The organism is Syntrophorhabdus sp., assembly GCA_012719415.1.
In the GTDB taxonomy this organism is placed as follows: Bacteria; Desulfobacterota; Syntrophorhabdia; order Syntrophorhabdales; family Syntrophorhabdaceae; genus Delta-02.
In genome coordinates, this window is the sequence record JAAYAK010000054.1 from 1 (window position 1) to 7,983 (window position 7,983).

Here is a 7,983-nt window from a genome sequence, read left to right on the forward strand (position 1 = left end):
CGGGAGTGCATGAGGTCTATTGCCTTTGCCGGGCATTCGGCAACGCAGGTTCCGCAGCCCTTGCATTTCGTGGTATCGATGACGGCCTTGCCCTCGTCTCCTATCACGGGAACCGAGTAAGGACAGACGCGGACACAGGTGAGGCAGGCGGCGCATTTTTCGGGTTCGACCCTCGCCGTCATGGCACTCACGGTGATGGTATCCTTTGCCAGGGTGGTCGCCGCCCGTGCGGCCGCGCCCTTCGCCTCGGCGATAACCTCCCGGATATTCTTCGGCGAGTGGCACGAGCCGGCCATGTAGAGGCCATCGGCGGCGAAATCTATGGGTTTCAGTTTCATGTGGGCTTCATGGAAGAAACCTTCCCGGGTACGGGGAAGCTTGAATACGCCCGCCAGGGAGCTCGTGTCGTTGGGAATGGAGGCTGCCGCGAGCACCACCCTGTCGGCGCGACGCGTGACCACCTCGTGCAGCGACGCATCGGTGCAGCGAACGTACAGCGCATCCGCGCGTGCCTCGACGACAGGCGGGTCCTCCGGGGCGAAGCGCACGAAGCGTATCCCCATTCTCCTCGCCGCCGTGTAATACCTTTCCAGGAAGCCGTAGGTCATCATGTCGCGGAACATGATGGTGATCGCCGTGCCAGGCCATCTCTTCTTCATGGACATGGCGTTCTTGAGGGCGGTCACGCAGCAGGTCCTGCTGCAGTAAGGCCGCTCCTCGTTCCGGGAGCCGACGCACTGGATCATGACACACTCCTTCGGCTCGGGCAGGGACATGTCCTTCAAGGCCTTCTCCAGGGCGAGCTGGGTCGTCACCCGTTCGTCCTCGCCGAAAAGGTACTGCCCCAGCGGCCTTAACTCCGAGGCTCCCGTCGCCAGTATCACGATGCCGTGCCGTATCTCTTCGGGTTCGCTCAGGCCCGCCGTCATGATCTCCGTGAGGAAGTTCCCCCTCGACCCCTCGGAAGCGATGACCTCGGAGTCCATGTGGAGGTATATGTGGCCATGCCCCGTCACGCGTTCGATGACGCCGCGGAGGATCTCCTGCACGTCGATGCCCTCGATGGTGTGAAAGATGTTGACAAGGTTGCCTCCGAGGCGCGGCCCCTTCTCGACGAGGTGCACCTCGAAGCCCTGGTCCGCGAGGGAAAGGGCCGACGTCATGCCGGCTATCCCCCCGCCAACGATAAGGGCCGATGGCTCGACGGGGAGCGTCGTCTCCGTGAGGGGCTCAATGTGGCGGGCATTCGCGACGGCCATCCTCACGAGGTCCTTCGCCTTCTGTGTCGCCTTTTCCTTCTCGTGCATATGCACCCAGGAGCACTGGTCCCGGATGTTGGCCATCTCGAAAAGGTACTTGTTGAGTCCCGCGTCGCGGATGAGGGAACGGAAGATGGGTTCGTGGGTCCTTGTAGAACAGGAGGCCACGATGACCCGGTTAAGTTTCTCATCGCGGACGATGCCCTTTATCTTCTCCTGGGTGTCCTGGGAACAGGTGAAGAGGTATTGCTCGGCAAGGACAACGTCGGGAAGACCTTCGGCGTACCTCTTCACCTCGGGGACGTCGACGATCCCTCCTATGTTGACCCCGCAGTTGCATACGAAGACGCCTATCCTTGGTCTTTCTCCCGAGACATCGCGCTCGTCGGGCAGCCGGGGGACCTCGATGTCCTGCCAGCGCGTCGACGCGAGGGATGAGGCGACCTCGCAAGCCGCGGCGGAGCCCTCGACGACGGTCTCCGATATGTCCCGGGGAGCCGCGGAGCCACCGCAGACGTAGATACCTTCCCGGGAGGTCTGAAGTGGTGAAAGGGTGCCCGTCTCGATGAATCCATATTCGTTGGCCGTCACACCCATCACCCGGGCGAGGCCTGCGAGCTGTTTCGAGGGACGAAGCCCGACGGCGAGGACGACGAGGTCAAAGGTCTCCGTGACAACATTGCCGTTCCCGTCGGTGTACGTGATATCGAGGTCCTTCGTATCGGGGTCTTCAAAGACCCTGGAGATGAGGGACCTGATGTACCGGATGCCATACTCTTTCTTCGCCCGTCGGTATTGCTCTTCGTAGCCTTTGCCGAAGGTGCGGGTATCCATGTAGAAGATGGTCGGTTCGATGTCCCGGTGGTGTTCCTTTGAGATGATGGCCTCCTCCATGGCGAACATGCAGCATATCGAAGAACAGTAAGGGTTTTGCCTGTTCCGGCTGCCGACGCACTGGATGAAGGCGATCCTCTTCGGTATCCTTCCGTCGGAGGGCCGCATGACGACGGCGCCGGTCGGACCCGTAGCCGAAAGCACCCGCTCGTAGTCGACACTGGAAAGAACGTTCTCGCAGGAAAGATACCCCAGTTCTCTTGACGTCGAGGCATCGAACTCGTCGAAGCCGCAGGCGATCACGATGCTCCCCACATCGAGGATGCGCTCCACCGGGCCCTCACGATAGTCGATGGCCTCGGGCTTGCACGATTCCTCGCAGATCCCGCAGCCAAGGCAGCGGCGGCAGGAAAGGCACCGTCTTGCCTCCTCGACGGCACTCGCTTCGTCGAGGGTCCCCACGGTCTCCACGAAACCGGCGCGGTCGGCAACGGCCCTGCGGGGGATGCTGACCCGCACCTTTCTCGTGACAGGGAAGGGGACCTCGTCAAGTATCTTGTCGTCCTCGGCGAGGCGTCCTTCGAGGAGGTCCCTGCCTTCGAGGTACCTCGTGATCGATTCGGCCGCGCGCTTGCCCTGGGCGATGGCATCGATGGCGCTGCGCGGGCCCGTCACGGCGTTTCCCCCCGCGAAGACGCCCTTCAGCGTCGTTTCCAGCGAGACGGGATCGACCTTGACCCTGCCGTCGCCATGACGTTCTATGGTGTCAGACGCCGCGAGATAAGCCGTGTCGATCGTCTCGTAGATGACAAGGATCAGCGTGTCCATGGCGAAGGCAACCGTGGTCGATGTATCGTAGAGGGGATCGAAGAGACCCTCCTCGTTGAAGACGCGGACGCAGCGGGCGAGTTCCAACCCTGTGAGCCTGCCCTCCTCGGCGGTGATCCTCAAAGGGCCCCAGGCGTTGTGGAAGACGATGTCCTCCTCGATCGCCTGATCGATCTCCCATCGGTGGGCGGGCATATCGTCCCATTTCTCGAGGGCCACGATATGGACCTCGGCGGCCCCGAGCCTGCGCGCCGTGATGGCCGTGTCCATGGCAACGTTCCCGCCTCCGACGACGAAGACCCTCTTGCCCGGTGAGACATCCTTCCCTGTGTTCACGTCCTTGAGAAAGTCGAGGGCGCTCATGACCCCTCTCGCATCTTCGTTCTCGAGCCCCAGCTTGCGCCTCCCGTGGGCGCCGGAGGCGATGAACGTCGCGTCATGGGACGAAAGGACCTCCTCGAGAGAGATGTCCCGGCCTATCCGCGTGTTCATGGTGAGCTTCGCGCCCATCCGCTCCACGATGGAGAACTCCCGGGCGAGGACATCGCGGGGAAGCCGGTAGGCGGGCACGCCGGCGTAGAGCATTCCGCCCGGCTTTTCGTTGGCGTCGAAGACCGTCACGTTAAAGCCCGCTTTCCTCAACTCCACGGCGCAGGCGAAGCCGGCAGGCCCGGCGCCGATGATCGCAACCTTCCGGTCCTTTTCGGTCTCTGTCACGGGAAGGGGTGGCTCGCGTCTGCCGACCTCGTAGTCGGCGACGAAGCGCTTCAGGGCGCAGATGGCGATGGGCTGGTCCACTTCCTTTCCCCGTAAGCAGGCATTCTCGCAGGGGTGAGCGCAGATCCTCCCGATGATCCCGGGGAAGGGCAGCTTTTCCCGGATGAGGTCGAGGGCCTCGAGGAACCGTCCTTCCGCGACGAGCCCGATGTAGTCGCGGGCGTTGAGGTTGATGGGGCAGGTGTAGATGCAGGGCGAGAGCTGCCTGTCGATCATGTACGTCGAAGGTATGGCCTGGGGAAAGTTGATGAAGGCGGCGCTGCGCAGGGACATTTCTTCGTTGTAGACGTTGCCGACCTCCAGGGGGCACGCCGCGGCGCAGGAGGCGCAGGACGTGCAGCGCGCGGGGTCGATACGCCTCGGCCGCGTGCGAAGTGTCACCCGGAAGTGTCCCGGGCCTCCCTCGAGGCGGAAGACCTCGGAGTTCATGAGGAGCTCGATGTTGGGGTTCTTGCCCACTTCAACGAGCTTCGGTGCCATGACGCACATGGAGCAATCGTTGGTGGGGAATATCTTGTCGAGCTGGGCCATGTTCCCGCCGATGTTGGGTTTGCGGTCCGCGAGGTAGACCTTGAAGCCGGCCTCGGCGAGGTTGAGTGATGACTCCATCCCCGCGATGCCTCCCCCTATGACGAGGACCTTTCCCGTCTTATCCATGGAACCCGCTCTTCCGGTTACCTGAACGCCGGCGTGTCACTGGCATTTTCTCCTGTACAAGGCGTCCCGGTCCTCGTATCCTGAGATCTCTACGACGTCCCTGCGGGACAGCTCCTTGAGGTGATCGAAGACCGCGCCCGGCGCTATCCCCAGCCTTCGCGCCAGCTCCGGCACGGATGCCGTTTCTGTGCCGAGGTTTTCCAGTATCCGGGAACGCTCGACGGCCCGGGCGAGCAGGGGCTCGAAGACGAGGGAGAATTGCCGTTCCGTCATGCGTTCACCATAGGAGTTTCCCGCCATGAGAACGTCCTTTCTTTTCAGGAGCCTCTCGAGTTTCTCCGCCCCGTCGGGGTCGTGACGCCTCACGTATTCAAGCGCCCCGGGGCGCGCCACATCCTGACCGTGGCTGTCTCCGGGTTGGGTCATGCGCTTATCCCTCCGAGTATCTCCACGGACCCTTCTATGCCGGCCATGGATATGAGGTGGTTCCTGCTGCCCTCCGCCCTGCCGAAAAGGGCGAGTTCAAAGACCTCCGTCAGAAAGAGGACGGGGATGCCGGTAAGGTCGCCCCTTAAATGCGCGGTGAGGTCAAGATTGAGCTGGCACAGCGGGCAGGTGGTGACGACGGCATTCGCCCCGGCCTTGACGGCCATCGCCATTATGCGCCCGGAAAGCTGCGCTGTCCTGTCGCTCGCCGTCGCGGTCGACCCCGCGCCGCAGCACTCCGTCTTGAACTGCCAGGGAAGGACGGAGGTCCCGAGGGCGTCGAGAAGGACATCCATGCCTGAGGGGTCTTCGATATCGTCGGAGGAAGGGACGTCCATGATACGGGTGAGGAGGCAGCCGTAATAGGGAACCGCGCGGACCGAGCCGATGCCGTACGCCACGGAAGCGGCGACCCTTTCGACCCCGACGTACTGGAGGAGCGCCTCGATGATGTTCCTCACCTCCACGGAACCCTTCGCGGACATCGGGGCGAGGGCCTCGTTGACCCTCTCCCGCGTCGGCCTGTCGCCGGCTATCCTGAGGGCGCTCGCCCGTGTGCGGGCATAGCAGGCGGAGCAGGGGGCAAGGAGGTGAAGACCCGATCTCTCGGCGATGGCAATGTTGCGGGCATTCAACACATCGGTCAGTTCGTGGTTCATGGCGGGCGCGGCGGCGGCCCCGCAGCACGACCAGTCTTCAAGTTCCCTGAGCTCCACACCGTAAAAGGAGAGGACCTTTCTGAGGGAACGGTCGTAGAAAGAGCTGGATGATGTGAGGGAACAACCCGGAAAGTAGGAGAGGGTGATCATCTGTCCCCGTGTCCCCGCGTGCGGCGTATTATCGCTCCCAGTTCCTTTCTGCCGCGGATATTGTGTGATGACAGGCCGATCCGGCCTTTCTTCAGCATGTCGAGCCCCATGGCCGCGTCTTTCAGGAACTGTCCCTTCGACAGGCGATAGCGCATGATCGTTTCAAATTCGGCGAAGCGCCCGTGCCTCTCCACGCTGTCGATGATGAGGTCGTCAAAACGCCGGACGTCGTTCTTCGCCGCAAGACCGGAGGCGATGGATATGTGTCGGAGGGTTTCGAAGACACGGGCCACGTCGATGCCGTTCGGGCAGCGCAGACTGCAGGTGGCGCACTGAAGGCACTTCCACGGGGATGCCGACGCAAGGACCTTCTCCCGCTCGCCGGTCAGGATATACCCTATTACCCTGTGGGGGACGATGTCCATCTCCCCGGCGACGGGGCACCCGTTGGTACACCGGCAGCACTGGTAACACACGGAAATTGTTACCCCTGACCGTGCTTCTATCTCATCGAGGAAGGAAGGGCGCGGCATATCAGACCTTTATTCTCAAACTTTATCCCCATGATGTCAAATGGATTTTCCTCCCCCCCGGTCTCCTTTCTGTTCCCCCCTCTTCTTCCATCTTCATTCCCGTTGTGGTATATCTAAAGGTCATGGAAAGACCAAAATTGCGTTATGTCGACGTCATGCCTTTCGAGCAGGACGGGCAGGACCTCATACTCCTCAGCGATGCGGAGGGGGTGGTGGAGAACGCCCTCGCCGTCACCAGGGAGGTGGCCTTCATGGTGGCCCTCATGGACGGCACGAGGACTCTCCGCGATATCCAGGCTGAGTTTATGCGGGCCTCCGGAGAGATGGTCTACATCGAACGCATCGAGGAGCTCGTGAGGGTGATGGATGAGAACCTCCTCCTTGAGGGGGAGCGTTACGACAGGCACATAAAGGGTCTTCGCGGTGAGTATTGCAGCTCTCCCGTCCGAAAGGCATATCTTGCGGGGAAGGGATACGCGTCGAACCGGATGGATCTGCTGACCTTCCTCGACGACCTCTTCGACGGCGGTGTGATGAGGCCCGCCCCCGCTCGGGAGATCTCGGGCATCCTTGCGCCGCACATCGACTACCAGAGGGGCGCCGCGGTGTACCGGGAGACATACCCGTACCTGAGAGGGGGCGCGAAGCCGCTCATCGTCATCTTCGGCACGTGCCACCGGCCCACGGAGGGTCTTTGGAGCATATCACTCAAGGACTTCGAGACGCCGCTCGAGACGATACCCTGCGGACAGGGGCTGAGAGAGTTGATAGGAGCGAACGGTCTCCTGAAGAGGTATATTGATGAGTGGCCGCACCGGACGGAGCATTCCATAGAACTGCAGCTACCTCTCATCCAGTTCATGGTTGAGGAGGATTTCGAGATCCTCCCCATCCTTACAGGTTCCATGCACGAATACGTGGGTGGCCTTAAGGAAACGAACGATGAGGAAGTCACACTCCTCGTCGAGAACCTCAAGGGCGTTCTTTCGGCTTACGGGAAGCCCTGCCTGATCCTTTCCGGCGCGGATCTCGCCCATATCGGCGCTCAGTTTGGCGACCGTTATCCCCTTGACGGTGCCACCCTCGACAGCTCGCGGCGCAAAGACGAGGAGATCCTGGAGCATATCAGGAATGTGGACGCCGAAGGTTTCTTCCGTGCCGTCAAGAATGAGAGGGACAGCCGGAGGATATGCGGGCTCACCCCCATTTTCTTCCAGCTCAAACTTCTTGAAGGATGCGCGTCCGAGATCGTGAGCTACGATCAATGGTCGGACGGACAGTCTTCGGTGAGCTTCGCCGGAGCCGTCTTCTACCGGTGACGACACCGCCGGGGACGAATGAGGTGAGAATGACGAAAGTGAAGGATACCGATACAACCCCCGATACGATCAAAGGGCCCGCCGAGAGGTCTTTCATGCCGGAATTTGTGGGTTTTGTCCGCGGCATGGCCCTGGAATGCTGCTACAGCGATAAGACAGTGGACGACCTCGGCCAGGCCATCGAGGAGGCCGTCGACAATATCATACGCTTTGCCTGCCACGAGAGGAGCGTCGAGATCGAGATCTCCTGCACCGTCCACGACACGGGCGCTCTCTACGTTACCGTAGCCGACACCGGCGCCCCCTTCAACATGCTGCTCGCCGGCACCTTTCCCGAGGCGGACGATTTCTTCGGGTCCTCGGGGAGGCCGTCAACGAAGATCATGAAGAGGGCGGCCAAGAACATCGAGTACAAGCGAAGCTCCAACAAGAACATCCTCATCTTCACAGTATCCCACGACCCGGGAGGGATAAGGCGGTA

Annotated in this window: 6 protein-coding genes; 2 read left to right on the forward strand and 4 right to left on the reverse strand. The window is 61.6% G+C overall.

The features are described 5' to 3' along the window. The 4 genes from GXX82_03505 to GXX82_03520 form a co-directional block, all read right to left on the reverse strand. Positions 1 to 4,355 (reverse strand): FAD-dependent oxidoreductase (locus GXX82_03505; GenBank protein ID NLT22091.1); only part of this gene is annotated, 4,355 nt, incomplete at its 3' end. A gap of 36 nt (positions 4,356 to 4,391) precedes the next feature. Further along, positions 4,392 to 4,781, reverse strand: a complete 390-nt coding sequence (locus GXX82_03510; protein NLT22092.1) for a helix-turn-helix transcriptional regulator — start codon at positions 4,779 to 4,781, stop codon at positions 4,392 to 4,394. Beyond that, positions 4,778 to 5,650, reverse strand: coding sequence for a heterodisulfide reductase subunit B (locus tag GXX82_03515; GenBank protein NLT22093.1), 873 nt, complete (start codon positions 5,648 to 5,650; stop codon positions 4,778 to 4,780). Before GXX82_03515 ends, GXX82_03510 begins: the two co-directional genes overlap by 4 nt. Next, positions 5,647 to 6,183, reverse strand: a complete 537-nt coding sequence (locus GXX82_03520) for a heterodisulfide reductase (GenBank protein ID NLT22094.1) — start codon at positions 6,181 to 6,183, stop codon at positions 5,647 to 5,649. The genes GXX82_03515 and GXX82_03520 overlap by 4 nt, the downstream gene beginning before the upstream one ends. Before the next feature lie 122 nt (positions 6,184 to 6,305). Between GXX82_03520 and amrB the strand changes: the two genes are divergently transcribed. Together amrB and GXX82_03530 are read left to right on the forward strand one after the other, a co-directional pair. Further along, entirely contained in the window at positions 6,306 to 7,502 is a 1,197-nt protein-coding gene (gene amrB, locus GXX82_03525) for an AmmeMemoRadiSam system protein B (protein NLT22095.1), read from the forward strand. A 29-nt stretch (positions 7,503 to 7,531) separates the two neighbouring features. Then, on the forward strand, positions 7,532 to 7,983 hold a 452-nt coding region (locus GXX82_03530), incomplete at its 3' end, for an ATP-binding protein (protein NLT22096.1).

Bases quoted from the DNA above. Each gene is read 5' to 3' on its own strand.
- GXX82_03520 (NLT22094.1), bottom strand. From the start codon at position 6,183: ATGCCGCGCCCTTCCTTCCTCGATGAGATAGAAGCACGGTCAGGGGTA.
- GXX82_03515 (NLT22093.1), bottom strand. From the start codon at position 5,650: ATGATCACCCTCTCCTACTTTCCGGGTTGTTCCCTCACATCATCCAGC.
- GXX82_03510 (NLT22092.1), bottom strand. From the start codon at position 4,781: ATGACCCAACCCGGAGACAGCCACGGTCAGGATGTGGCGCGCCCCGGG.
- amrB (NLT22095.1), top strand. From the start codon at position 6,306: ATGGAAAGACCAAAATTGCGTTATGTCGACGTCATGCCTTTCGAGCAG.